Source organism: Gemmatimonadota bacterium, from assembly GCA_040388535.1.
Classification (GTDB): Bacteria; Gemmatimonadota; Gemmatimonadetes; order Gemmatimonadales; family GWC2-71-9; genus Palsa-1233.
On the sequence record JAZKBR010000002.1, the window covers coordinates 1053349 to 1077467 of the forward strand.

Annotated in this window: 14 protein-coding genes; 9 read left to right on the forward strand and 5 right to left on the reverse strand. The window is 65.5% G+C overall.

Annotated elements, in window-relative coordinates:
• Positions 1–83 precede the first annotated feature (83 nt).
• Positions 84–947 (forward strand): hypothetical protein, encoded by an 864-nt coding sequence (locus V4558_08280; GenBank protein ID MES2305490.1) that lies wholly within the window; start codon positions 84–86, stop codon positions 945–947.
• Here V4558_08280 and V4558_08285 read toward each other — a convergent pair.
• The 3 genes from V4558_08285 to V4558_08295 form a co-directional block, all read right to left on the reverse strand.
• A complete protein-coding gene (locus V4558_08285) occupies positions 944–1381 on the reverse strand; it encodes a hypothetical protein (GenBank protein ID MES2305491.1) in 438 nt (145 codons plus the stop codon). The two genes, V4558_08280 and V4558_08285, sit on opposite strands and share 4 nt — an antisense overlap.
• A 692-nt stretch (positions 1382–2073) precedes the next feature.
• On the reverse strand, positions 2074–3888 hold the full coding sequence (locus tag V4558_08290; protein ID MES2305492.1) for an ABC transporter transmembrane domain-containing protein: 1815 nt from the start codon (positions 3886–3888) through the stop codon (positions 2074–2076).
• A 42-nt stretch (positions 3889–3930) separates the two neighbouring features.
• A complete protein-coding gene (locus V4558_08295) occupies positions 3931–4914 on the reverse strand; it encodes a heme o synthase (protein MES2305493.1) in 984 nt (327 codons plus the stop codon).
• A 108-nt stretch (positions 4915–5022) separates the two neighbouring features.
• Here V4558_08295 and V4558_08300 point away from each other — a divergent pair, with 108 nt between their 5' ends.
• The 3 genes from V4558_08300 (at position 5023) to V4558_08310 (ending at position 10509) form a co-directional block, all read left to right on the forward strand.
• Positions 5023–6357, forward strand: a complete 1335-nt coding sequence (locus V4558_08300) for an amino acid permease (protein ID MES2305494.1) — start codon at positions 5023–5025, stop codon at positions 6355–6357.
• 319 nt (positions 6358–6676) lie between these two features.
• Complete coding sequence (locus V4558_08305; protein ID MES2305495.1) at positions 6677–9955, forward strand: carboxypeptidase regulatory-like domain-containing protein; 3279 nt, start codon at positions 6677–6679, stop codon at positions 9953–9955.
• A 113-nt stretch (positions 9956–10068) separates the two neighbouring features.
• On the forward strand, positions 10069–10509 hold the full coding sequence (locus V4558_08310) for a hypothetical protein (GenBank protein ID MES2305496.1): 441 nt from the start codon (positions 10069–10071) through the stop codon (positions 10507–10509).
• Here the strand turns inward: V4558_08310 and V4558_08315 are convergent.
• Together V4558_08315 and V4558_08320 are read right to left on the reverse strand one after the other, a co-directional pair.
• Positions 10424–11509 (reverse strand): LptF/LptG family permease, encoded by a 1086-nt coding sequence (locus tag V4558_08315; protein MES2305497.1) that lies wholly within the window; start codon positions 11507–11509, stop codon positions 10424–10426. The genes V4558_08310 and V4558_08315 overlap by 86 nt on opposite strands.
• Positions 11506–13407 (reverse strand): LptF/LptG family permease, encoded by a 1902-nt coding sequence (locus V4558_08320; protein ID MES2305498.1) that lies wholly within the window; start codon positions 13405–13407, stop codon positions 11506–11508. The genes V4558_08315 and V4558_08320 overlap by 4 nt, the downstream gene beginning before the upstream one ends.
• A gap of 93 nt (positions 13408–13500) precedes the next feature.
• On the opposite strand from V4558_08320, the gene sprA reads away from it, so the two are divergent.
• The 5 genes from sprA (at position 13501) to V4558_08345 (ending at position 24113) form a co-directional block, all read left to right on the forward strand.
• On the forward strand, positions 13501–19596 hold the full coding sequence (sprA, locus tag V4558_08325) for a cell surface protein SprA (GenBank protein ID MES2305499.1): 6096 nt from the start codon (positions 13501–13503) through the stop codon (positions 19594–19596).
• Positions 19596–20519, forward strand: coding sequence for a M28 family peptidase (locus V4558_08330; protein MES2305500.1), 924 nt, complete (start codon positions 19596–19598; stop codon positions 20517–20519). The genes sprA and V4558_08330 overlap by 1 nt, the downstream gene beginning before the upstream one ends.
• A 61-nt stretch (positions 20520–20580) precedes the next feature.
• Complete coding sequence (locus V4558_08335) at positions 20581–21195, forward strand: helix-hairpin-helix domain-containing protein (GenBank protein ID MES2305501.1); 615 nt, start codon at positions 20581–20583, stop codon at positions 21193–21195.
• 60 nt (positions 21196–21255) lie between these two features.
• A complete protein-coding gene (pilB, locus tag V4558_08340) occupies positions 21256–23001 on the forward strand; it encodes a type IV-A pilus assembly ATPase PilB (protein MES2305502.1) in 1746 nt (581 codons plus the stop codon).
• Complete coding sequence (locus V4558_08345) at positions 22998–24113, forward strand: type IV pilus twitching motility protein PilT (GenBank protein MES2305503.1); 1116 nt, start codon at positions 22998–23000, stop codon at positions 24111–24113. Before pilB ends, V4558_08345 begins: the two co-directional genes overlap by 4 nt.
• Positions 24114–24119 lie beyond the last annotated feature (6 nt).

Below are 24119 nucleotides of genomic sequence, written 5' to 3' on the forward strand. Positions count from 1 at the left end.
GCTTTTGGTAAGGGAGCCGCTGACCGACTGACACTCAAGGGTACCAGCTGCGTATGTTCGGCCGACTCACACCCGGACCACGAATGCGCCGCCTCGCCCTCCTGCTTCTCGCTGCACCACTCGCCGCCCAGTCTCCCTCGGCCCACGAACGGCTCCTCGAAGCCGATCACGCCACCTCCGACGCGGTCTACACCACGGGTGCCGCAGCGGCGCTGCCCGCAGCGCTCACCGACGACGCAGTCCTGGTCTGGCCAGGAGCGGCTGTGCTCAAGGGGGCACCGGCGGTCACCCGTTTCCTGGGGCTGCAGAAGGCGGTTGTCGGCGCGAAGATCTCCTGGCAGACCCAGCATCTCGAAGTGTCGCGCGATTCGTCGCTCGGCCTCGCTTGGGGTGTCGCGATCATCGATCGGGCGGCCGGAGCCGGGCTGCCCGGGTCGCACCGGATCGCCCGCTTCCTCGCGGCCTGGAAGCCGGTGAACGGCGCCTGGCGCATCAGCGCGCTCGCGTTCAGCGGGCTCCTCAATGGCGCCGAGACCGTGTGGGGCGATTCGCTCGGGGTGAAGGAGTGGCCGCTGCTTCCCTCAACGGGCGCGGCAGCCAAGTTCATCGCCGCCGATTCATCCTTTGCGGCGCTGGCGGGGAAGGAAGGAGCGGGGAAAGCCTTCGGCTACTGGGCAACACCGGATGCCGTCACCTTCTCCGCGAGCGGCGAACTCACCATGGGGCCCCGATCGATCGCCGCCGGCTTCGATGGGGATGCGAATCACTGGTCGTGGGGTGCGGTGGCCGCAGGCGCGTCTACCGACGGCACCCTGGGCTGGACCGTGGGTCAGGCAGTGATCGCGGGAAAGGATCGCTCGAGCAAGTCGAAGTACCTCACGCTCTGGCGGCGTGACGCGAACGGCAGCGTGCGGTTCATTTCCGATGGGGGGAATGGGAGGCCCTAGTCACCGCTCCGCGCGCGGTCACAGCGCGCGCAGGTCATCCGCACCACTTCATAGGAGCTCAGGCCCCTGAGTTCCTTCCAGCCTCGACCCGTCAATCGCTTGAGCGACCGGTAGACCCACGCCGGGTCGAAGCCAGCGCGTTGTGACGCCGAGCAGAGTGAGCCACGAATCGCTCCTGCATCGGCGAGCAGCGAAGTCAGCCGGACCGCCGTCGCCAGCGTCCGAAATGGTGGCAAGCCGGCTTCGCGCAGCAATCGATTTAGGTGATGTCGATTACGCAGCCCGAGCTTACGCGCGAAGCCATCAGCTGAATGGAACGCGTGCGGATTGGCGAGCACTGCCGCAAGCAACGAGCTGCGCCGGTTCTCATCGGGCTGATTGCGTCCAGGGTCGGAGTCGTTCGGGTCAGAACCACGTCGCAGGGGGGGCTGCACGGATTCCTCATTGGGGGATGAGAAGGCTGTCCCCTTAAGTATCCGGCTTTCGAATCCTGGCGGAAGGGTGCTGCTCAGCCGAGCATAAATTCGGACAGATTCTTGACACTGCTGCAGGCCAGCGGCGCCCCATGCGATCCAGGCGCCGCTGGTCTGACAGGGACATGGCTAGTTCAAGCCACCGGCGCAGGCATTCGTATTGGTGAAGGCGTTCCCTTCGAATGGAAACCAACCCGTATCTTCATCTTCCCCAACCGCACGAATCCAGATGTACATAGAGTAGGGCGCGCCCGCGTAGTCGATCGGTACATCAACGCTCCCAACATTTGCACCCGCCGAAAAAGTGCCACCCGCCAAGTAGGTCCCCGTCGCAGGGTTATCCGTTGCTCCGGAAGTGCTCCGGACCTCCCAAACGTTCCCGGTGTGAGTCCAACCAGTCCAGCCGAAAGTATACTGGTTGTAACCGTGTACGGTATGCTCACACGCCGTCATCGAGAATGACGTGAATTCCGCCGGGTGCTTGATCGGCGAGCGCCCCGTGAATGCCGAAGTCCCGATCAGCCCCGCAAGAAAAATTCCCGCGACTCCGGTCCTGCCAATTCTGTTGAGCATACTCGCCTCAGAGGTGAGATGGGTGAGGTTGAGAGTATGCTGGTGGTCGATCAGAAATCGTAGGACTGATTGAGCGAGAATCAACCAGGCTGCCCCACCCCCTGCAGCGCACTCAGCGCGGTGGCGAGATCCTCGCCATCGCGCCATTGCATCTGGAACAGCTTGGCGTACACACCACCCCGGCGCAGCAATTCCGCGTGGGTCCCCTGTTCCACGATCTTCCCCTTCTCGAGCACCACCAGCCGGTCGGCGCGCTGCACCGTACTGAGCCGGTGCGCGATGATCAGCGTGGTGCGCCCCACCAGCAGCCGCTCGAGCGCGGCCTCTACCAGTCGCTCACTCTCGTTGTCGAGTGAACTGGTGGCCTCGTCGAGGACCAGCACCGCCGGATTCTTGAGCACCGCCCGGGCAATCGCGATCCGCTGACGCTGGCCGCCCGAGAGCTTCACGCCGCGTTCGCCCACCAGCGTGTCATAGCCCTCGGGGAGGCGCTCGATGAACTCGTGCGCGTTTGCCACCTTCGCGGCCGCCTCGACATCGGCATCCGACGCCTCGGGGCGCGCGTAGGCGATGTTCTCCTTCACCGAGCCGCTGAAGAGCGTCGGCTCCTGCGGCACCACCCCGATCGCGCGCCGCAGATCGTGCAACGCGAGGTCGCGGACATCGATGCCGTCTAGCAGCACGGTGCCGTCTTCCACGTCCCAGAAGCGCGGCAACAGCGACGCAATGGTGGTCTTGCCGGCACCCGACGGCCCGACGATGGCGACGATTTCGCCCGGCGCGATGTGGAGCGAGAGCCCCTCAAGCGTCGGTGTCGCGTCGTCAATCAGCCGATAGCGGAACGAGACGTTGCGGAACTCCACCTCGCCGCGAATCGGCAACGGCAACGCCTTCGGCACCGGCGGGTCGGCAATCGGTGACGCGCTCTCGAGCAGCTCGAACACCCGCTCGGCCGCGCCGATCGATTCCTGGAACGCCGAGAAGAAGGTCGCGATCGCACCAATCGACGCGGCGATCGTCACCGTGTATAACAGGAACGACACCAGCTGCCCCGCCGTCACCTGGCCCGAGAGCACCATCCGGCCACCCTCCCAGAGCACTGCCGTGATGCCGCCGAAAGTCGTGAAGGTGATCACGCCAAAGAAAAGCGCCCGCACTCGTGCCCGCTTGAGCGCCTTCTCCACCACTTCGGCGATGCGCGAGCCGAACCTCGCGATCTCGTGCGGCTCCTGCGCAAAGCCCTGGACCACCCGGATCTGTGAGAAGGCCTCTTCCGCCGTAGCTGTGGCCTCGGCCACCTGGTCCTGCACTTTGGTCGAGATCCGACGCAACCGGATGCCGAAGAAGAGCGCCGAGCCGATGATCACCGGCATCACGCCAATCGCCGTGAGCATCAGCTTCGGCTGCATCAGGAAGAGCATCACGATGCTCCCCACCAGTGCCAGCGCCTGCCGCGAGAACTCGGCGAGCTGGTGGCTCATCATCCCTTGCAGCTGGGTGATGTCGGTGGTGAGCCGCGAGGTCAGCTCGCCGGTGCGTCGGTCGGCGAAGAATCCCGGCGGCATCTCGAGCAGCTTGGCGAAGAGTTCGCGCCGGAGCCCCGCCACGGCACGTTCACCGGTGGCCGAGAGGTAGTAGGTCTGGATGTAGTTGAGGATCGCCTGCGTCGCGAAGAGCACCAGCAGACCGACGGCGATTCGGTCGAGCAGCGCCTTGTCGTGCTGCTGGAAGGCAGCGTCGAGCAGGTAGCGCACCACCAGCGGGAAGGCGAGCGAAATCACCGATGCCAGGATCAGCGTGATCGCAGCAATGATGAGCCCGCCGCGATACGGCTTGATCCGCGGCCAGAGCCGCAAGAGCGGTCTGGCGGAGGTGCGGCGGGTGGTCTTCAGCAAGTCGGCCTGACGGGGCGGGAGAGGAGGGCTCCTGCCCGGTGGTCAGTGCGCATGCGGCGTTGTCGTGGCCACTTCGGGTGAGTCGAGAATCAGCATCTGCGGCGGCGGTGCGCGGTGACCGAACGGAATCCAGCGATCGACAGCCATCGCCACGAAGAGCAGCGCCAGATACGAGAGCGAGTACTTGTACATCCGCCACGTCGTGGGCGTCACGCCCTCTTCGCGCAGGATCATCCAGCAGAACTGCAGGAAGCGCACGCCGAGAAGGAGTGCCGCGACACCATAGAGGAGCCCGGAGATGCCGACCACCGTGGGCATGATGGTGAGCGGAATCAGCATCAGGGTGTAGAGCAGCATCTGCCGCTTGGTCTCGGGCACGCCGTGTACGTTCGGCATCATCGGCACGCCGGCGTTGCCGTAATCGCGCTGCTTGTTGAGTGCCAGCGCCCAGAAGTGCGGCGGCGTCCAGAAGAAGATGATCGCGAAGAGGTAGAGCGCGCCGAGATCGATCGAGCCGGTCATCGCCGCCCAGCCCACCAGCGGCGGGAAGGCGCCGGCCGCGCCACCGATGACGATGTTCTGCGGCGAGATCCGCTTCAACCAGATGGTATAGATGAAGACGTAGAAGAGCAGCCCGCTGAGCGCGAGCCACGCCGCGAGCGGATTCACGAAATGCCAGAAGAGAGTGAAGGCCACTGCGCCGAGGGTGATGCCGAAGAGCAACACGGCGCCGGGCGTCATCCGGCCCGACGGAATCGGCCGCAGCTTGGTGCGAGCCATCTTGTCGTCGATGTCCCGGTCGAACCACATGTTGATCGCGTTCGCGCCGCCGGCCATCAGGTAGCCCGCGAGGGCGACCCAGCCGATCAGCCCCCACGATGGCATCCCCGCCGGCGTGATGAACATCGGCGCGATGGTGGTAACCAGTAGCAGCGAGATGATCCGCGGCTTGGTCAGCGTGACCAGGTCGGCGGCAAGCGATGGGGCACGCACGGCAACGGCCGCTGCGGGGGTCGCGTCAGACATCCAGAATATTGCCTCGCAGGCCGCGCCCCTAGGCGGGACGGCCGAGTGGTGTCAGTTTTCCAGAGCCGCAACATACCAGCGCCGGACACCCCCCTCAAGGAATTGCCAATGGAAGAGCGCCTGCCCCGCAACCTGGGCCTCTGGAGTGCCGCTGCCGTCCTGGTAGGGACGACCATCGGGAGCGGAATTTTCCGGGTCCCCCGTGAGGTAGCTGCCGCCCTCGGCGAACCCGGGCCGATGCTCCTGCTCTGGGTGATCGGCGGGGTCATCACCCTCACCGGGGCGCTCACCATCGCCGAATTGGCGGCGGCGTATCCGCGGTCGGGGGGGATCTTCGCCTATATCCTCGAGGCGTACGGGCCGCTGCCGGCGTTTCTCTACGGCTGGGCCGAGCTCACGGTGATCCGCGCCGCGGCCATCGGCGGGATCTCGCTGGTCTTCGCCTCCTACCTGGGGGAGTTCATCGCCCTCACCCCCCAGACCGAGCGCTACGTGGCAGCCGTGGTGATCGTCCTCATCGCGCTGCTCAACTATCTCGGCGTCGCCTACGCCTCGGCGCTGATGAATGTCACCACCATCCTCAAGTACGGTGCGATGCTCGGGCTGGGGCTCTTCGCCTTCACCTTCGGGGTGGGGGGGAGCTTCGCCAACTTCTCGACCCCGGCGCCGGGGGCCACGGTCACGGTCTCGCTGATGCTGACGGCCCTGGTGCCGATCATGTGGACCTACGACGGCTGGTCAAACCTCTCCTTTGTGGGTGGTGAGGTGAAGGATCCGGGCCGGAACCTCCCGCGCGCCCTGATCCTCGGGACCTCGGCGATCGTGGTGATCTACCTGCTGGTCAACGCGGCCTACCTCTACCTGCTGCCGATCACCGAGATGGCCGGCGCGGCCCGGGTGGCCTCCGAGGCCGCCAAGAAGATCTCGATCTTCGGCACCGCCGGCGCGGCAATCATCTCTGGGGTGGTGATGGTCTCCTGCTTCGGGTCGGTCAACGGCTCGATCCTCACCGGCCCAAGGATCTTCTTCGCCATGGCCGAGCAGCGGCTCTTCTTCCCCGCGATTGCCCGGGTCTCGCCGCGATTCAAGACGCCATCGACCGCGATCTGGCTCGCGGCGGCGCTGGGCGTCACCTACGTGCTCCAGAACGACTTCGCCGCCCTCGCCGACCGCTTCGTGCTGGGGGCGTGGCCCTTCTACGCGATGGCCGTGATGGCGGTCTTCACCCTCAGGAAGCGCGACCCCGACGCGGTGCGCCCCTACCGCACGTTGGGGTACCCGGTGGTGCCGGCGATCTTCCTGCTCGCGTCGGTCGGGATGGTCGGCAATGCGCTGATTGCCCACCCCAAGGAGAACGGCTTCACCTTCGGGGTGATTCTGGCTGGATTGCCGGTGTATTACGCCTGGCAGTGGTGGGAGAAGCGGAGTCGGGTAGCAGGGTGAAACGGGGGAATGGGGAAGGGGGAAGCGGGACCACCTTGTCACCCTGAGCGAAGCGAGGGGGCGGAGCTCCGTCTCCCTCGACTTCGCAGCCCTGCGGGCTGCTTCGCTCAGGATGACATGCCCTTCCCCCTTCCCCCTTCCCCCCTCCCCCTTCCCCCGTCCCCGTCTGATTCGTACCCAACCGTCGCTCCCCCGTGACCTTCCCCAGGAATTTTCCAGCAGTTCCAGGCTGGTTGCTTGCGTACCTCACTCTCGGGGACGACATTTGTGCCGCTGCCAGTCTCGGGGCACCCCTCACCACGGAATCACAGGAGTTGCAATGAAGCGATTTGTGCGTTTGGCACTCACGGTGTCGAGCGTCCTCGTGACGATGCTGGCATTGCCAGCGGTCGTCGCGGCACAGGGCGTGACGACGTCCTCGATCCACGCGGTCGTCACCGATCCGTCGGGCGCGCCAGTGGCCGGGGCGCGCGTCACTGCCGTGCACACCGAGTCGGGCACGTCCTACTCCGCGATCACGCGCGCCGATGGCCGTGCGACGATCCCGGGCATGCGCGTCGGTGGACCGTACAAGGTCACCTCCACCGCCATCGGCTTCACGCCGACGTCGAAGGACAACATCTACCTGCAGCTCGGTGTCGCCTCCGATGTGGCGCTCGTCGCCAGTCGCCAGGCCGTCACGCTGGGTGAGCTGACGGTCACGGCGCAAAAGGACCAGGTGTTCTCTTCGGACCGCACCGGCGCCGCCACGTCAGTCGACAAGGAAGTCTTCGCGGCCCTGCCGACGATCTCGCGCGGCCTCGAGAACTTCACGCGTCTGTCGCCGCAGTCGAGCGGCACGTCGTTCGTGGGTCAGGACAACCGCCTCAACAACATCACGGTTGACGGCTCCTACTTCAACAACTCCTTCGGTCTCGGATCGCAGCCGGGCGGCCGTACTGGCGTGGCCCCGATCTCGATCGATGCCATCGAGCAGGTGCAGGTCAACGTGGCGCCGTTCGACGTCCGCCAGGGCAACTTTGCCGGCGCCGGCGTCAACACCGTGACCAAGTCGGGCACCAACTCGTTCAGCGGTTCGCTCTACTACCTCGGCCGTAACCAGGACCTGGTCGGCACCAAGGCGGGCGCGCTGATCTTCAATCCGGGCACGTTCAACTTCCACCAGTTCGGTGCGTCGCTGGGTGGCCCGATCATCAAGAACAAGCTCTTCTTCTTCGGCAGCTACGAAGACGACGCCCAGACCCAGCCGGCCACGACCTTCGTGGCGAACAACGGCGGCGAGACCGTTGCGGGCAACACGACGCGCGTGCTCAAGTCAGACCTCGAGACCTTCTCGACCTACCTCAAGACCAACTTCGGCTACGACACCGGCCCGTACACCGGCTGGAACCTCGAGGTGCCGTCGCGCCGCTTCCTCGGCAAGCTCGACTACAACCTGAACGAGCACAACAAGATCGCGGTCCGCTACAACCTGCTGAATTCGTCGTCCGGGCAGGCGGTCTCGAACTCGAACTCGCTCGGCAACCTCGGCAACCGCCGCGACAACGCGAACTCGATGTCGTTCCAGAACAGCGGCTACAACATTCTCGAAAACAACCGCTCGTTCGGCACCGAGTGGACGTCGACGTTCGGCGGCAACATGGCCAACGACCTCATCATCGGCTACACCAAGAGCGATGAGAGCCGCGCCGCGCTGCAGACGATTTTCCCGCTCATCGACATCCAGAAGGACGGCCTCACCTACATGTCGGCCGGGTCGGAGCCGTTCACCCCGAACAACGAACTCCGTTACAACAGCTATCAGCTGCAGAACAACTTCACGATCTACGGCAACAAGCACGACCTGACCTTCGGCGTCACGGCCGAGAAGTACCACTCCGACAACGTCTTCTACTCGGGGTCGCAGAGCGTCTACGTCTACAACTCGCTCGAAGACTTCTACACCGACGCGAACGACTTCCTCGCGAATCCGGCGCGCACGGCATCGCCGGTCACACTGAACCGTTTCCAGGTCCGCTACAACAACATCCCGGGCCAGGAGAAGCCGTTGCAGCCGCTCGACGTGAAGTCGTACGGTGGCTACCTCCAGGATTCGTGGCGTCCGAATGATCGCTGGCGCTTCACCCTCGGTCTCCGCGCCGACGTGCACCACTTCGACGAAACCGGCCTCGAAAACCCGGTTGCCGCGGCGATGACGTTCCGCGATGCCGATGGCAACCCGGTGCAGTACTCCACGAGCAAGATGCCGAAGGCGTCGCCGCTCTGGTCGCCGCGTTTCGGCTTCAACTGGGACGTGAAGGGTGACCGCAGCACGCAGATCCGCGGTGGTACCGGCGTCTTCTCCGGCACGCCGCCGTACGTCTGGATCTCGAACCAGATCGGCCAGAACGGCATCCTGACGGGCTTCGACCAGCAGAGCAACACCAAGGCCCGGCCGTTCAACCCGAGCCCGGCTGCCTACAAGCCGACCAACGTCACCGGCGCCCCGGCGGCGAGCTACGAGCTCGACATCACCAGCGACAACTACAAGTTCTCGCAGCTCTGGCGCACCGACATCGCGATCGACAAGCGGCTGCCGTGGAACCTCGTCGGCACCGCCGAGTTCATCTACGACAAGGACGTGAATGGCGCGTCGTACATCAACGCCAACCTGCCTGCGTCGCAGACCAACTTCGTCGGCGCCGATAACCGCCCGCGCTACACCAGCAACAAGCTCAACAGCAGCATCACGGGCGCGATGGTCCTCGGCAACGAAGCCGTGGGCCATTCGTGGAATGCCGCTGCATCCCTCGAGCGGGCGTTCAGGAACGGCTTCTACGCCAAGGCGGCGTACAGCTATGGCGAGTCGAAGAACACCATCGACCCGGGTTCGGTCGCGCTGGGCAGCTGGAACGGCAATCCGATCTCCAGCAACCCGAACAAGCCTGAGGCAGCGTTCTCGGCCAACTCGCCGGGCAAGCGTCTGTTCGCGGCGCTGTCCTACCGTGCGGAATACTTCAACTTCGGCGCGACGACGCTGTCGCTCTACTTCGAAGGCCGCACCATCGGCAACTCGAGCTACGTCTTCTCCGGCGACCTCAACGGCGACGGCGCTTCGACCAACGACCTGATCTACATTCCCAAGGACGTGTCGGAGATGAACTTCCAGCAGTACAACAGCACGGTGAACGGCGTCACCAAGACCTTCACCGTGGCCGACCAGAACGCTGCCTGGGAAGCGTACATCAATCAGGACAAGTACCTCTCGGCCCACCGCGGCGAGTATGCCAAGCGTGGCGCGGTCTGGCTGCCGATGGTCTGGCGCACTGACCTCAGCGTGGTGCAGGAAGCCTTCGGGCGCGGTTTCGGGAAGAAGAACACCGTCTCGTTCCGCCTCGACATCCTGAACGTCGGCAACATGATCAACAAGGATTGGGGCCTCTCGCAGCGCCTCGTCTCCAACTCGCCGCTGCTGGCGCAGACCACCGGCGCCGACGGCAAGGCGCTCTACCGTCTCCGCGCCATCAGCAACGTCCTGATGGATCACTCGCTCGAAAAGACCGCTGGCAACAGCGACGTCTGGCGCATTCAGCTCGGCGCGCGCTACACCTTCAACTAGTCGCCGCTGCTGCAGCAAAAGAGGCCGCCTCCCCGTCGGGGAGGCGGCCTTGCTGTTTGAGCCAGCGTTGACTCACCTGGCGCACTCCTTCGTCATCCCGATCCGGAATGACGATGGCGCGTGCCCTGATTCGCCTCACCCTCGCGAGGAGTGCGCCGGCACTCCTCACGCACCACTGTCCCGATGCCGCCCTGGTCCTGACCCCCTTCGGCCGCTGGCTCCGCAATCAGCTGCACGTCAGCGTGAGCCACTGTCATGGCATCGTGATGGAGCGGCTGCTGCTACGTCGCCTGGAGCTGGTGATCGTGCTGACCTGCCGAGCGACAGCCGCCCCGCTGGTGTCCACGCTTGCGTGCGTCGGCCGGGTGCGAGGAGAAGCCGCGCGCCGGGCTGTGGCGCACGGGTGGCTCACCAGCGCCGATCAGCTCTGGGGGTCGCAGGAACTCATTGTGGAGGTGCCCCCGCTGGTCAGGAGCGGACGCGTTTCAGCAGCACCAGCGCCAGCAGCAGGAAGAGTCCGTTCATTGACCACGCCGCGAGTTCGGGCGAGATGATCTCCTTGCCACCGAGCGCTTTCATGATCTGGGTGCCGGTGAGGTACACCAGCGTCGTACCGAGGGCGAAGGCGAGACCGAGCGCGGCGCCAGCGCGCGGCGCGGTGAGGGCGAGTGGTGCACCAAACAGGGCGATCACGATGCAGGCGAACGGCACCGCGTACTTGAGTGGCAGGTCCACCGCGAGCGATCCGGGCGGCTTCCCCGAGCGGCTCAATTGCGCCAGATAGCCGCGGAATTCCTCCATCGTCATTTCTTCGGCCTTCTTCTCCTGGTCGAGCAGCGTGTTCGGCGTCTCGACCAGCTGGCGATGCCGCAGGGAGAGATAGCGGAAGCTTGTGGTGGCCCCGGCACTGTCGGTCACCACGCTGACGCCGGAGAAGAAGCGCCAGCTCGCACGGGGGCCGAGCCAGAGAGCGCTGTCGGCGGCGATGGTCCAGTGCGGCTGGTGCGCCACGATCGGTCCTTCGATCAGGAGCCCGCCCTGCGCGCGAGCGGGTACCCGCGTCATCTCCTTGATGACCCAGGTCCACTTCGTGGGCGAGCTGTAACCGAACTGGAAGCGCTGCACATCCTTTGGTGAGGTCCGGTCGCCTTGCAGGGTGCGCTGGCGCGAGGTGCTCACGGCGGCGGCCTCCTGCAGCCCGAAGGTCAGTGGCACCGCAAGCAGGGCGAGCAGGAGCATCGGCGCGATCAGCCGGTAGAACGAAACGCCGCCCGCTTTCGCGGCCGTCAGTTCGCTGTGACGGCCCATCCCGTTGATGGTAAAGACGGTGGCGAAGAGCACGGCGGCCGGGAGGTACTGCGCCATCTGCCACGGGAAGAGATAGAGCTGGCCGAGGAAGATGTCGGGAATCGGGATGTGACGGTCGGTGAGCTTGCCGAAGCGGTCGGCGGTATTGATCAGCACCGAGATCGCCGGGATCCCGATCGCCGACAGCAGGAAGATGCCGGTCCACTGCCGCAGCACGTAGCGGTCGAGGATGCCGAAGACCTTCACGTCTTCCTCCGGAACGGCCAGCGGATGATCGAGAGCAATCCGTCGAGAATGCCGCCGGTGCGTGCCGTCCCCATCTCGCGATTGGCCACGATCACGCCGACGAGGCCGAGGATGGTGAAGAGCACGACCGGGCCGTGCATCGCAGTGATCGGCGAGATGTACCCCTTGTTGGCGACATTCTCGCCGCCGATGAGCAGGACATAGAACGCCATGAAGATCACCAGCGACGCCCCGATGACCAGGCCGATTCCGCTCCGCGGGAAACGAAGCGCCAGTGCGACGCCGAGCAGCACGAAACAGAAGGACGCCAGGGGAATCGAGAACTTCTTGTGATACTCGACTTCGTACTGACGAATCAGCGAGGTGGCACGACCGATCTGGATCGATCGGCTGCGCACTTCCTCGATTGTGCCCACGGGCCCCGGGATCTGCTGCACCACCGGCGGGACCAGGAAGTTGCGGTTGCCCGTGTCGGCGACCTGCGGTAGTAGCGCGCCGTTGCTCTGGGGGATCGGCGTGTTCATCGCGCGTTGCCGGAGCGCGAGCGCCAACGCGGAGTCGGCGCCCGGGGTGTGCTCATTGGTTGGCACCACGGCGGAGAGAATCGCCTTCGCCGAGTCTGGTGAGAGCGGGGCATTGCTGTCGGCCGGAGGCGCGCCATCTCCCGGCTTCTTCACGGGCGGCGTGCCCGCGGCCGATGAATCCGCGGCCGCTTTTCCGGCGGCGACTTCCGGCGAAACTGCGGGAGCAGGCACCGGTGCTGGCGGCAGCTGTTGCGGCATCGGTGGCACGACCGCGACGGTGCCGCGTGGCAAGCGTGCGCGCGTCGGCTCCGGATCGGTGGTCGGTTGCGGCTGCTTCAGTCGCTCATCGGGTGGCATCGGTGTGGTATCACGCGGCTTGAGGTTAGGCACCATCAAGTGCCCGAACCATTCCTCGAAGTCGCGATACTTGCCACAGTGCGGCGGCAGCTTCGGTTGCGTCGGCGATGCCGGCGAGATGACCGGCGAGAGCCCGGCCAGATGGCGCAGGTCGCGTCGCGTGAAATACTCCTGCTGGCGCCGCTGCTCGGCGACTTCCCATTCCTGGTCGGCCACGCCATCGAGCAGTTGGCAGCCGCTCATCTCGCGGTCGCCTCGTTCGTTGGACCGGTCATCGCTGCGTTGCAGTTCGTTGGCGACGCCGCGAATGGTGATCCGGTTCTCGAGGAAGCGGGTGACTTCGATCCGTCCCGGATCGGCACTCTTGATATCGAGTTGCTCGCCGCGTCGCAGGGTCAGCAGCAGGTCGGTGCCGTTGGGCGATTCCGCCATCCGGCCGCTATCGGCGTGGAGAACCTTGCGCCCCTCATAGGAGGAGAGGTCGTAGATCGTCACGCCGGTCATCCGGCCGGTGCTGCCATCGATGGTGGCGGCCCGCAGGATATATGAGGTATTGCCGAGCGGGTTGAGCAGCGCCGGCCGCAGTGCCAGCGTCGGGGTCTTGTTCATCACGTCGATCTTGAGCGCCCGGAAGCGGATGTTGCTGCGCGGGACGACCTGATCGAAGAGGATGAAGTTCACCAGCGCCACGCCGACGGCGGCGACGAGTGCCGGCCGGACCATCCGCCAGACCGAGATGCCGTTGGCGTACATCGCGACCATTTCCTGGTCGGCGGCGAGCTGGCTGTAGCCGTACAGGGTACTGACCAGGACGGCCATCGGGATGGTCAGGGTCAGCAGGGCCGGCAGGGCCAGGATGACCGCCTCCAGCATCACATCAAAGGGGAGTCCCTTCCCGCCGAACTGGTTGATCAGCTCGCTGATCTGATTCAGGAGCAGCAGTCCCGTCAGCGCCACAATCCCCCAGAGAAAGGGGGCGGCAAGCGCGCGTACGATGTGACGGGTGATCAGGCGCATGGCGGGGGGATGGCCGTCCGGTTGTGGTGCCCCACGTGAGGGGCGTAGGTTACTGTCGTCCGGTCTCCAAGCTAATCCCCCGACTCCCCATCCGTGGCGCCACTCGCCCTCTTTCTCCTTCTCGCCAGCCTTCTCGCACCATGGTCCGCCGGGGCCCAGCTTCCCGCGGATACCATTCGTGCCAGAATGGGCGTTCACGGCACTCTCCCCGGCGCGCTGCCGACGGTGGGGGAGCCGGCGGTCCTGCGCGCACCCTGGCTCTTTCCGGCCGGGCGTTCCGTGGCGGGTCGGGTCGCACGTTTCGATACCGCCACCACGGCGGCCGTCGAGGCCCAGCGTCTTGCGGCGGCCCATCAGCGTCTGTTGATGGCGCTGTACCGTGGCCGCGGGTTCGGAGCGAGCCCGCGTGCCGACGGTGGCATCGCTGCCGAGGCGGCCCCTCGCGGCCTTTTCGGGCTCAACCGCAACGTTGCCGACCTGCAGTTTGATGGGGCGTTGCAACTCACCATCGGGACCGACCGTTTCAAGAACCTGCGCTGCACACCCTCGCAGCTGCAGGATCCCAATTCGGGGTGTCGCCCGAAGTTCAAGCCGCCGCGCATCGACAACCAGTTACGCTTCCAGGCGAGTGGACTGATCTCGCAGCGGCTCCGGGTCGACATCGATCTCGACAACACGCGCGAGTTCAATAACGCCAATAACATCCGCGTCTCGTACACCGGTCTCGAGGACGAGGTGCTGAAGCGGATCGATGTCGGCACGGTGCAGTTCCGGCCGCCGCTCTCCCGCTTCCTGACCGCCGGCATCCCGACCAACAACTTCGGCATCAACACCACGGTGGAACTCGGTCCGGTCGAGGTGCAGGCGCTCGCGGCCACGCAGTCGGGGAGCCAGGTCGGAACCAGGACCTATACCATCGGGTCGGAGACGACCGAGCCGCAGGACCGCGAAGTCGCCGACCTCAATTTCGAGGCGCGGCGCTTCTTCTGGGCCGTCGATCCGCGCACCCTCCCGGGCTACCCCGCGATCGATGCCCTTTCACTGCAGGGGCTGACGCTCGCGCCGTCGCTCAAGCCGACTGAAGTGCGGATCTACAAGTACCGCTCGGTCGCGGCCGGCGGGACCGGGGCCAACCCGAACCTTGACGGCATCACCGCGCTCGGCCTCAATCAGAGTGGCACCACCATCGAGAAAATCGGCCCCCTCCGCTGGCAGCTGCTCCAGCAGGGACGCGACTACTGGCTCGATCCGTCGGGGCTCTGGTTCGTGCTCACGGCCAAGCTCGATCCGAATGACCTACTCGCGGTGAGCTATACCACTGCGGATGGTGGCCGCGTCGGGACCTTCCCCGCGACCGACGATCCGACGCGCAGCGATACCCTGCGCCTGATCCTGCAGCCCAATCGCGGCCCCGACGCTGGCTCGTTTGCGCACTCGATGCGCAATGTCTATCGCGTCACAGGGAGTGATCTCCAGGCGGGCTCGCTCGCCGTTGCGATCACGCTGAATCGCTCGGAGCTGCCGCCCGACGGGGTCGGCACCTGGCTCTCGCGCTTCGGCCTCGCGCTGCCCAACGACGCCAAGTTCTTCGACACCGACAATCGCCTCTTTCCGCGAAGCCGCGATCCCGGTGCGACGGCAACGATCCTCGATCATTTCATCTTCTTTCCGTCCCAGCAGCCGTTTGCCGACGCGGCGCGGATACCGGACCCGCAGTTCCGGAACGATTCGCTCTATCGCACACCGGAATACCTGCTCTTCGAGCAGGGGCCGCCGGCGAAATATCAGATCCGCCTCCAGTACGCGGCGCGGGGCGGCGGCGACAAGGGATCGATCAACCTCAACGCAATCCAGATTCGCGAAGGGACCGAACAGCTCACCGTTGACGGGCTCCGGCTCACCCGGGGTGTCGACTATTCCATCAGCTACGGCACCGGAATGGTCACCTTCCTCGAGCCGGAACGTCTCTTCAGTCGCGGCACGTCCACCGTGACCGCGAGCTTCGAGCAGCAGGGTTTCTTCGCAATCGCACCGACATCGATTTTCGGCCTCACCGCGCGCTACCGCGTCGGCTCCATCGGCAGCGTGAACCTGGTCGGCCTCTATCAGTCGGAAGCCACAGCCTTCACCCGACCTCAGCTCGGATTCGAGCCCACGGCCTCGCTGCTCGCAGGCGTGACCGGACAATTCAATTTCCGTCTCCCGGCGGTCTCGCGCTTCCTCAAGGGGCTCGCGCGCGGCGGCGTGGTGGCGCCGTCGTCACTCGAGCTCAATGCCGAACTCGCGTTCTCGCGACCGGATGCGAATCGCTCGGGTGAGGCCTACCTCGAAGAATTCGAGAACGATGCCGGGATTCCGATCCGGCTCGGTGAAGGGAACTGGCAGATCTCCTCGATGCCGCAATCGTCGGCGGGCGTGGAAGCCCTCGGCTTTCCGAGCGGGTTCGACTCGACCAGCGCCGTCCAGCTCAGCTGGCAGAACCTGGTGCCGAATCGTCTCGGCCTCGCCAACGAGATCACGGCCGAGGCCATCGACCCGAACATTCAGATCGTCGGCGGCAAGAGCACCAGCCCCGAGACCGTCGCCTACATCACCTTCCACGCCGATACCGCTGGCGGCATCGTCGCGCGCAACAACCACTCGCACTGGAGCCTGCCACCGCGACCGTTCCAGCCACGCTGGCGCTCGGTGGTGACGCCGCTCTCGCTCACCGGTGTCGACCTCACCCGCAACGAGTTCCTCGAGTTCTGGGTCTTCGAAGGCGAAGACGACAAGCCGGTCGAATCCTCGGAAATGCGCTTCATGCTCGACCTCGGCAGTGTCAGCGAGGACGCGCTGGCGATTGCGCCGACGGCCTTCACGGTGAGTGGGACTGATACGACCTGGACCGGGCGGCAGTATGTCGGCGCGGGCCGACTCGACACCGAACGCAATGCCACGGGCACCTATTCCGCCGTCACTGATGATGTCGGGATTCTCGGCGACCGTCCCGACCAGGTCACCGGACCGCTGGGCCCGGTGCTTCGGCCAGCGCTCTGTCGGCGCACGGTCACCGCGTCCGTCGAGATCTTCCCCTGGGGCGATCTCTCGGCCCGCTGCTCCAATGGCAACGGCCTGCTCGATACCGAAGATCTCGATGCCGACCTGCTCCTCAACGCGCGCGGCCCCGATGAGGATGCCTTCCGCTACATCATCGATCTGCGCGATCCCAAGTACTTCGTCCGCACCGGCGTGGTCTCCACCGACAACGCAACCGGGCGGAAGGCCGCGTGGAAGCTCTACCGCGTGCCGCTGCGTCAGTGGGATCGTCAGGTTGGCCAGCCCAACATGCGGCTGATCAAGCACCTCCGCTTCACCTTCCTGACGCCGCCCGACAAGGGGGGCTCCGACCCGGTGGTGCGCTTCGCTCTGGCGCGCATGCGGCTCATTGGCGCGCCCTGGGTCCGCCGGGCCGAGACGCCGATCGCAGGGATCAGCGGGTCGACCGGAGTCAGCCACGGTGATGTGTCGGTGTCGGCGATCACCACCGAGAACCTCGAACTCGGCTACGTCCCGCCACCGGGCGTGGTGAGCGCGACGAAGGACGTGGCGGGAGGCCAGTCGAGCCTCGGCCAGCAGATCAACGAAAAGGCCCTCCGTGTGGTTGCCAAGGATCTCCGCTCGGGCGAGCGGGCTGAGGCGTACTTTCGTTTCCTCGGCGACGCGCGCAATCTCCTGTCATATCGCGAGCTGCGGCTCTGGCTGCGCGGTCGTGGCACCGGCTGGGAAGACGGCACGCTGCGAGGCTACATCAAGGTCGGCGCCGACGCACGCAACTTCTACTGGTTCGACGCGAGTGCATTGACCACGACCTGGGAGCCCGAGGTCGTCGTCAATCTCGACACCTGGCGCAAGCTGCGTGCGCAGGTTCAGGAGCGCTATCTCCGTGGCGAAGCACCGAGTGGATCGCTTGAATGCGGCGGCGATCCCGAGGCGTACGTGGCGTGCGAAGGGCCGTACATCGTGCACCTGCGCGATCCGGGGATCAGCGAACCGAACCTCGCGAAGGTGCAGGAGATTGCCACGGGCATCTATCACAAGGCCGGTGGCGCAGCGCCAGCGGCAGCCGAGCTCTGGATTGATGACATCCGGCTCGCGACTCCCATCACCGAGGTCGGTCGTGCTGCGGCCATCAACGCGCGGCTCCTGGCCACGGACCTCGGCGATGTCACCCTGGACTATGTCTATCAGGACGGCCAGTTCCGGCAGATTTCGGCGGCCCCCTCCTATCGCACGACCGGCACCTTGCAGGCGAGTACGAACCTCCGACTCGATCGCTTTCTGCCGGCGTCCTTCGGCCTCGCGATGCCGTTGTCGCTCGGCTACAACGCCAGCAGCACCGATCCCGAGCTGATTGCCGGTTCGGATTTACGGGCCGCCGAGCTGGTCGATCTGCGACGCCCGCGGAGCAACAACTCCTCGTTCTCGCTCAACGTGCGCCGCGTCGTGAACACCGGAAGCTTCCTGACTCGACTGCTGCTGAATCCGCTCTCGTTCAGCGCCAACTTCGCCGGCGCCGACGCAACCACCGAATTGAGCGACGCGAATTCCTCGTTGTTCAACTATTCGCTGGGATGGTCGGTCGCCGGGGGGCGGCGAACGCGTTCACTCGGATTCGGGCGACTGGCGCGAGGGCTGCCGCGCTGGCTCCGCGAGAGTGAGAGTGGTCGGGCGCTGGGTCGCGCGAACATTGCGCTGCTGCCGACGGCACTGCGACTCAACACGACGCTCTCGCGCACCCAGGGTGACTACACCTCCTTCCTGGTGCCGATCCATCGCGCCTCCGACACGCTGCTGAAGCCGGTGACCTCGTTGCAGTATCTCTGGCGCAACAATGTCGGTACCAGCTGGCAGCCACTGCAGATGATCACCCTGAACGCCGACTGGACCAGCACGCGCGATCTCCGGAACTATCCCGATTCCACCTCCATCGGGCGGCTCGCCGGCGCCTCGCGCCGCCAGTTTCTCGGCACGGATGTCGGTGTCGAGCGCGATCGCAACGTGACCTCGGGGATCTCGCTCAATCCGACACTCGCGTCATGGCTGCGCCCGCGCATCTCGACCGTGTCGTCGTTCATCCTCTCGCGGTCTCTCACGAGCCGCAATCCGGTGCGAACCGATGGGGATACTCTCGGGGAATACATTCTTCCCCAGACGCTCAACAACGCCCGCATCTCCGAGATCGGCGCCACCATCGATCCCGCTCTGCTGCTGCGACGCGTGCTCGGCGATTCCAGCAAGACCGCCAGGTATTTCTCCCGCCTCCGACAGCTCGATGTCACCCGCCGCCGGACCCGGCAGTCCACCTTCGACCTGGCCGCCTTCGATCCGTCGATCGGCTACCAGCTCGGCACCGGTAGCTTCGATTCCTTCCTCCATCAGGGGAGTGATGTCGCGCTCGGGGCGAGTCAGTACTGGGAGACATCCTTCACCGCTGGACTCGAGTTGCCGCTCGGCCTGTCGGTGACCTCGACCTATCAGGAAAACCACAACGATCGCTACCAGCGTGCCACCGCCGATGCCTTCATGGTGACCGAGACCCGCTCCCGTGACTGGCCGTACGGCTCGGTGAGTTGGAGCAGAGTCTTCCGTGGTGGCCCCCTCTCCCTGGTCACCCTGTCGTCGTCGCTGCGCCAGCGGCAGAGTTCAACCCGGACCCCGCGGCTCGACGGTGCCTCAGCGGCAACGAGCGCAACCACCAACCGGACGTTCGGCCCCGAGGTGCGTCTCACCTTTCGCAACGGCATCAGCCTGCTGACCCGTGCGACTATGGACCGCTCCGAGAGCCGCGACAACGGCTCGCTCCGGCGCGGGAATATCGATAACCTGAGCGGCGAGCTATTCTGGAGCGTCCGGCTGCCGCGCGCCCTGTCGGAACTCCGTAAGCCGCTGCGGACGCAGCTGTATGCCACCATCCGACGCAGCAATGACTGTCTGCTGCGCGCCGAGGGCCAGGAGTGCGAAACGGTTTCGGATATCCGCGGGCACGACATTCACGGCTCCCTGACGACCGACGTCTTCGGGCGGGTGACAGGCGGGCTCGTCTTCGGTTGGGTAGTGAATGACTTGCGATATCTCGATCGGAAGACGTCGACGATTTCGGCCGCCCTCAACTTCAATATTCCGCTCACCATGCCGGGGAATCGCTGATGCGCTCCAGGCTCTCGCTCGCTACCGCCTCTTTTCTGTTGCTTGCCGTGGCCTGTGGCCGCGACACCAGCAGTTCGCTGCCACGTGAATTTGATGGTGCCGCCGCGCTCAAGTCGGTCGAGACGCAGGTCGCCTTCGGCCCACGGATTCCAGGCACGGCCCCGCACGCGGCGATGGCACACTGGCTCGACTCGCTGGTCCGCACCAAGACCGACTCGGTTGTGCTGCAGCGCTGGTGGCATCACCCGGCCGTGGGCGATTCGATCGAGATGATCAACGTGATCGCGCGAGTGAATCCGGCGGCCACCAATCGCGTGCTCTATCTGGCGCACTGGGATACCCGGCCGCGCTCCGATGGCCCGACCTCGATCGACAAGGTGGCGCCGGTGCCGGGCGCCAACGATGGCGGCTCTGGTGTCGCCGTACTCCTCGGCGTGCTTGATGCGCTCAAGAAGCAGCCCACCACGGTGGGCGTCGATCTCGTCTTCCTCGATGGCGAGGACTACGGCTTCTTCGGCCCGCCGCGCGTCGATGTGCTGATCGGATCGGAGTATTACGCGAAGAATCCGATCGTGGCCGAGAAGCCGAGCTTCGCGGTGCTCTGGGATATGGTGGGTGACAAGGATCTGCGGATTCCGAAGGAGCCCGGCTCGCAGGTCGCCGCGCCCGACGTGGTCGATCGCGTCTGGAGTGTTGCGGCGCAGATGGGGTACGGCCACATCTTCGTCGATGCGTCGTACGGTGGCCCGATCACCGACGATCACACGCCGCTCATCGCCGCCGGCTTCAAGGCGATCGACATCATCGATATCGATTACGGCTCCTGGCACACCAAGCACGACACCCCCGACAAGCTCAGCAAGGCGGCGCTCGAGGCAGTGGGCAATGTCGCCGTCGGTGTGATTCGCGGCGCCACCAAGTAATTCGCGCCGGCGCGCGTCGCCGTGTGCCGGTACCTCCCACGGCAGGTCGCCATTCTCGGTGATGTCTCCCGCCGAGCGCAGGTCGCTCACGATTCTCCTCGCCCTCGGGGTGGCCGGACACCTGATCCGCGCCGTCTCGGGGGCCGCGAACGTTCCGGCTCCGGTGTCGCTCGGGCTCGATCCGGCCGCCGATGGCAACCCGCTCGCCCATCGTGACTCGGCCCGGGCCCTCGCCCGGCCCATCGACGCGACCGAACGGATCGACGTGGAACGGGCGACGCCCCCCGAGCTCGCGCGGCTTCCCGGGGTCGGCCCCGCCCTCGCCAAACGGATCGTGGCGGATCGCCAGATTCACGGTGCGTTCGGCGGCATCGCGGGGCTCGACCGGGTGGCCGGCATCGGCCCGGCAATGCTTCGCCGCCTCGCGCCGCATCTATCCTTTGGTGGCGTCGTGGCCGATACTCAGGCCGTCGGCGGTGATCCCATTGTCGACCTGAACCGCGCCGGCGTGGCGGAATTGGACGCCTTGCCGGGGATCGGGGAGGGTCGAGCTCGCGCCATCGTGGCATTTCGCGATAGCGCAGGGCAATTTCGCCAAGTCACTGACCTGATCCGGGTCCGTGGCTTCTCCCTGGCCCTGATCGGCCGACTCGCCGCTCGACTCGTGGTTCGGTGACTTTTTACTCGATCACGGCCCCGTGGCCGCGAGGCATCCCCCTTGCACCCTCGCCAAGGGATGACCGGCCCTAACGCGACTCTCAACGCCCCCTCGGGCGATCCGGCCCACGCCGACCGGCTCGGCGACCTCCTGCTTGCCCAGGGGTTGCTGACCCGGGAGCAGCTCGCGCACGCCCTCCACGAGCAGCGGACCACCCACCAGCGCCTCGGCTTCGTGCTGGTCCGCCTCGGGCTGATCGACGAACTCGAGCTGACCAAGGTGCTGGCGCGCCAGTACCGGATGCCGGCCGTCGACCTCTCGAAGTTCGAGGTCGACCCGCGGATGCTCCGACTGGTCCCGGCCGACCTCGCCATCAAGCGGATGGTGCTGCCGCTCAAGCGCGAGGGACGCACCCTCACGGTCGCTGTGGCCGATCCGGCAGACCAGGGTCTCCTCGAGGACCTCAAGTTCATCACCCGGTTCGATCTCTTCCCGGTGCTGGCAGGCGAGCAGACCCTGCGCGCCCTCATCGAGAAGCACTACGAGACCAGTGACGAGCAGCTGCAGACGATCCTCAAGGAGATGGAGGGGATCTCCGAGGACATCGAGGTCGTCAACGACGAGGAAGACGAAACTGCGCTCGCGATGCAGGCGCTCGTCGATGATGCCCCCGTCGTCAAGCTCATCAACGGCATCCTCACCGACGCCGTGAAGCGGGGTGCCTCCGACATCCACGTCGAGCCGTTCGAGCACGAGATCCGGATCCGTTACCGCGTCGATGGCGCGCTGCTCGAAGTGATGAAGCCGCCGCTCAAGATGAAGGCGGCGCTCACCTCGCGCATCAAGATTCTCTCGCAGCTCAACATCGCCGAGCGCCGGGTGCCGCAGGACGGCCGCCTCAAGCTCAAGATGGGGAGCCGGGTCATCGACTTCCGCGTCTCGACGCTGCCGGTGCTCTTCGGCGAGAAGATCGTGCTCCGAATTCTCGACAAGGGAAACCTGACCCTCGACCTGACCAAGTTCGGCTTCGAGCCCAAGGCCGAAGCGGACCTGATGAAGGCGATCCTGAATCCGTACGGGATGGTGCTGGTCACCGGCCCGACGGGCTCCGGCAAGACGACCACGCTCTATTCCGCGCTGCAGCGGATCAATACGGTCGACACCAACATCATGACGGCGGAAGATCCGGTCGAGTACAACCTCCCCGGCATCAACCAGGTCCCCGTGCGGAACGAGATCGGCCTGACGTTCGCGGCGGCGCTGCGCGCCTTCCTGCGCCAGGACCCGAACATCATCATGATCGGCGAAATTCGAGACCTGGAAACCGGCGGCATCGCCATCAAGGCGGCACTCACCGGTCACCTGGTGCTCTCGACGCTGCACACCAATGACGCGCCCAGCACGATCACCCGCATGATCGACATGGGGATCGAGGCCTTCAACGTGGCCAGCGCGGTGAATCTCGTGGTGGCCCAGCGACTGGTCCGGCGCGTCTGCACCCAGTGCAAGGCGTCGCACCATTACACCGACGTCGAGCTTTCGGCACTCCACGCCGACATCGCGACGCTGCGCCAGATCGATTTCAAGAAGGGCACCGGCTGCGACAACTGCGGCGGGACCGGCTATCGTGGCCGGGCAGGTCTGTATGAAGTGATGGCAATGTCCCCCACATTGCGCCGAATGATCCTGACCGGCGACTCCGTAGCCGACCTGCGCGAGCAGGCGGTGTCGGAGGGGATGCTGACGCTCCGAATGGATGGCATGAAGAAACTGGAGCGGGGTATCACCACCCTTGAGGAAGTCGTGAAGGAGACTGCCGAATGAGCCTGAACCTCCGTGGACTGCTGGAAGAGATGCTGTCGCGCGACGCGTCCGACCTGCATATCACCGCCGGCGAGCGCCCCAAGCTTCGTGTCGACGGCGAGATCGTCGACGCCTCGGTCGAGGACATCCTCTCGCCGAAGGACACCCTTTCGCTGGCCTACTCGGTTCTCACCGAGGCCCAGAAGAAGCGGTTCGAGCAGGAAGACGAACTCGACTTCTCCTTCGGCATCCAGAACCTCGCGCGCTTCCGCGGCAACGTGTTCAAGCAGCGCGGCTGCATCTCGATGGCGATCCGGATGATCCCGTTCTCGGTCAAGTCGTTCGAGGAGCTGAAGCTGCCGCCGATCGTGGCCAAGCTCGCCGAAAAGCCGCGCGGCCTGGTGCTGGTCACCGGCCCCACGGGCTCCGGCAAGAGCACCACGCTTGCCGCGATGATCGACAAGATCAATCGCGAGCGGCGCGGGCACATCATCACGGTCGAAGATCCGATCGAGTTCATCCATCGCCACCAGAAGTGCATCGTCAACCAGCGTGAGGTCGGTACCGACACGCGCTCCTTCGCCTCGGCGCTGAAGTACGCCCTGCGTGAAGATCCGGACGTCATCCTCGTCGGCGAAATGCGCGACCTCGAGACCATCTCCTCCGCGCTCACCATCGCCGAGACGGGCCACCTTGCGCTCGCGACGCTGCACACCAATTCGGCGCCCGAGGCGATCAACCGCATCATCGACGTCTTCCCGAGCAATCAGCAGTCGCAGGTGCGGGCCCAGCTCGCGTTCGTGCTCGAGGGAGTCATCACCCAGACCCTGCTGCCGAAGGCCAGTGGTCGCGGCCGCGCGATGGTCGCCGAGATCATGGTGGCGACGCCGGCGATCCGGTCGGTGATTCGTGACGACAAGGTGCACCAGATCTACTCGCTGATGCAGGCGGGCAAGAAGCACGGGATGCAGACGATGAACGACGGCCTCTACCAGCTCTACATGAGCCGGGAGGTCGCGAAGGAAGAGTGTCTTCGCGTCTCGCCCAACCCGGCGGAGTTTCTCCGGGCGATCGGCGAGACGCCCATGGAAGAGCAGGCCTTCGGCGAGTCCAAGCTCGCCGGTTCGCGCTAAGGGAGA

Excerpts from the sequence above, each read along its gene's own strand:
- V4558_08330 (MES2305500.1), top strand. The coding sequence starts at position 19,596 with ATGCGCTCCAGGCTCTCGCTCGCTACCGCCTCTTTTCTGTTGCTTGCC.
- V4558_08300 (MES2305494.1), top strand. The coding sequence starts at position 5,023 with ATGGAAGAGCGCCTGCCCCGCAACCTGGGCCTCTGGAGTGCCGCTGCC.
- V4558_08310 (MES2305496.1), top strand. The coding sequence starts at position 10,069 with ATGGCGCGTGCCCTGATTCGCCTCACCCTCGCGAGGAGTGCGCCGGCA.
- V4558_08320 (MES2305498.1), bottom strand. The coding sequence starts at position 13,407 with ATGCGCCTGATCACCCGTCACATCGTACGCGCGCTTGCCGCCCCCTTT.
- V4558_08345 (MES2305503.1), top strand. The coding sequence starts at position 22,998 with ATGAGCCTGAACCTCCGTGGACTGCTGGAAGAGATGCTGTCGCGCGAC.
- V4558_08280 (MES2305490.1), top strand. The coding sequence starts at position 84 with ATGCGCCGCCTCGCCCTCCTGCTTCTCGCTGCACCACTCGCCGCCCAG.
- pilB (MES2305502.1), top strand. The coding sequence starts at position 21,256 with ATGACCGGCCCTAACGCGACTCTCAACGCCCCCTCGGGCGATCCGGCC.
- V4558_08295 (MES2305493.1), bottom strand. The coding sequence starts at position 4,914 with ATGTCTGACGCGACCCCCGCAGCGGCCGTTGCCGTGCGTGCCCCATCG.
- V4558_08305 (MES2305495.1), top strand. The coding sequence starts at position 6,677 with ATGAAGCGATTTGTGCGTTTGGCACTCACGGTGTCGAGCGTCCTCGTG.
- V4558_08335 (MES2305501.1), top strand. The coding sequence starts at position 20,581 with ATGTCTCCCGCCGAGCGCAGGTCGCTCACGATTCTCCTCGCCCTCGGG.